Annotated in this window: 2 protein-coding genes and 1 pseudogene; all 3 read right to left on the bottom strand. The window is 44.0% G+C overall.

The window, feature by feature from the left end; translation table 11 throughout:
* On the bottom strand, positions 1-415 hold a 415-nt coding region (locus RTR63_RS11740; RefSeq protein ID WP_312524451.1), incomplete at its 3' end, for a YdcF family protein.
* Entirely contained in the window at positions 390-1,499 is a 1,110-nt protein-coding gene (murB, locus tag RTR63_RS11735) for a UDP-N-acetylmuramate dehydrogenase (RefSeq protein ID WP_312524450.1), read from the bottom strand. The genes RTR63_RS11740 and murB, both read right to left, overlap by 26 nt.
* Before the next feature lie 125 nt (positions 1,500-1,624).
* A pseudogene (locus RTR63_RS11880) lies at positions 1,625-1,801 on the bottom strand (RNA-binding protein); the annotation flags it as partial.

Here is a 1,801-nt window from a genome sequence, read left to right as displayed (position 1 = left end):
GACAGGTGTTAAAGCTGTTTTTTTCTGCCACGACCCACATAATGCCTTTTTTTTGCAGCCACTTTGCCATCCATGGCGCCTCCTTACCACTGACGATGATGGGTAAGTCAGTCTGCTGATACACTTGGCTGGCTTTAATCAATCGACTTTCGGTAAGTTGGTTAATCACAATCTCATTTTGCTGGTTATTGGTTAATCCGCCACCTAATACCACAATCGCCGTTGCAGGATTGACACTCACCGCCGATTCTGGCAGGCGATAACAATCTAAGATAAACAATACAATGGTAGAAAACAGCGGTGTAAAAAAACTGAGTGTAATTAGACACCCCACCAATACCACAACGGTCAAAATCTGTTTGATGATTGAAAAAAATCGCTCAAGGTAGTTAATGAGCTTGGCGAATGCTACCATCAGATTCAATCCAAACCGGTTCAGCTTCCAATTTTATCCCAAATTTATCCAGTACAGTGTCTTGTATAAATTGCATAGTTTTGGCAACATCACATTGCGTCGCAACTTTTGGCGCATGGTTAGTCAATACTAGGGCTTGTTTTATATGAGTTAAAATCGGTGCAATGCCTTTACCCTTAAGCCCTGATTGGTCAATAAGCCAGCCAGCCGCAACTTTGCAGTAATCAGTCAAATTGCCTTGGGCATCTTTGACAGGATAATGCACCAGATTGGGGTAGCTCTGTAGTAGCTGGTCAACTTGAGATTTGGCGACGATGGGGTTTTTAAAAAAGCTGCCACAATTGGGCAAGTCGTTGGTATCGGGCAGTTTACTTTGACGAATGTCGATGATGGCATTCATGGTATCCACGGGTGTGACTTCATCGCGACCTGCTTGGCTTGCATAGTGCTGTGCAACTTTTGCCACATCCCCATACTGGGTATTGGGTTTGGCGGTTTTACTGAGGGTAAAAATGACGCTGGTAATGAGCCATTGTCCGGCTTGCTGTTTAAACAGGCTGTCACGGTAGCTAAACTCGCAATCAGCGTTGCTTAGATGATGCCAAGTTAAACTCGGTATATGAAACGCTTTTACACTGTCTATCACATCTTCAGCTTGTACCCCATACGCACCGATGTTTTGTACGGGACTGCCACCCACCCAGCTTGGGATTAACGCCAAATTCTCCAATCCATACCAACCTTGATGGACCGTGTCTACGACGAGCGTATGCCAATCCTCGCCAGCCATCACCTCAAGGGTTATCGTTTGGCTATCTTCAAACAGGATATTTTTACCTTTAAGACTGGGTGACACAACAACCGCGTCCAATACTTCAGGCAAAATGATATTACTGCCATTAGATAGCACCACAAACGCTTGTTGATGGGCTGCCAGTCGTTTAAAAGTCGGCTCAATATCAGATAAGTCAGTTAGGCGAATGAACTGTTTGGCTTGACAGGCTAATGCCATAGTATTGTATGCGCTAATATCCACATAGCTAGCATTAGCCTGCACAGGGTTAGGTTCAAAAAAATTGGTCATAAAATATCGTTAATAATCGGCAGAGTTGCTCATCGCCAGTGCAATGACTAGTGCAATGATAAAGTGCTTATTATAACGAAATCTCAAAGGGAAAATCGGGATTTTTATGACCCCATGACAGCCAATTAAAAACCTTCTTCATCACTGCCAAAATGGTTAATATCCCTAAAACGGCTCAGCTGACGACGCTGTTTTTTATTTGGGCGATGATCGGGGCGGGCAAGGTTAGCAAGTTTTTTCTGTTCGGTGAAAAATTCTCGTTGACTGATACTGGCATCGGTCTCTTGATAAAGCACACTGGC

The sequence above is a fragment of the Moraxella sp. CTOTU47724 genome (assembly GCF_032014955.1).
Lineage (GTDB): Bacteria > Pseudomonadota > Gammaproteobacteria > Pseudomonadales > Moraxellaceae > Faucicola > Faucicola tetraodonis.
Note: the sequence above shows the minus strand (reverse complement) of the source record. Positions and strands in the feature narration are given on the sequence as shown.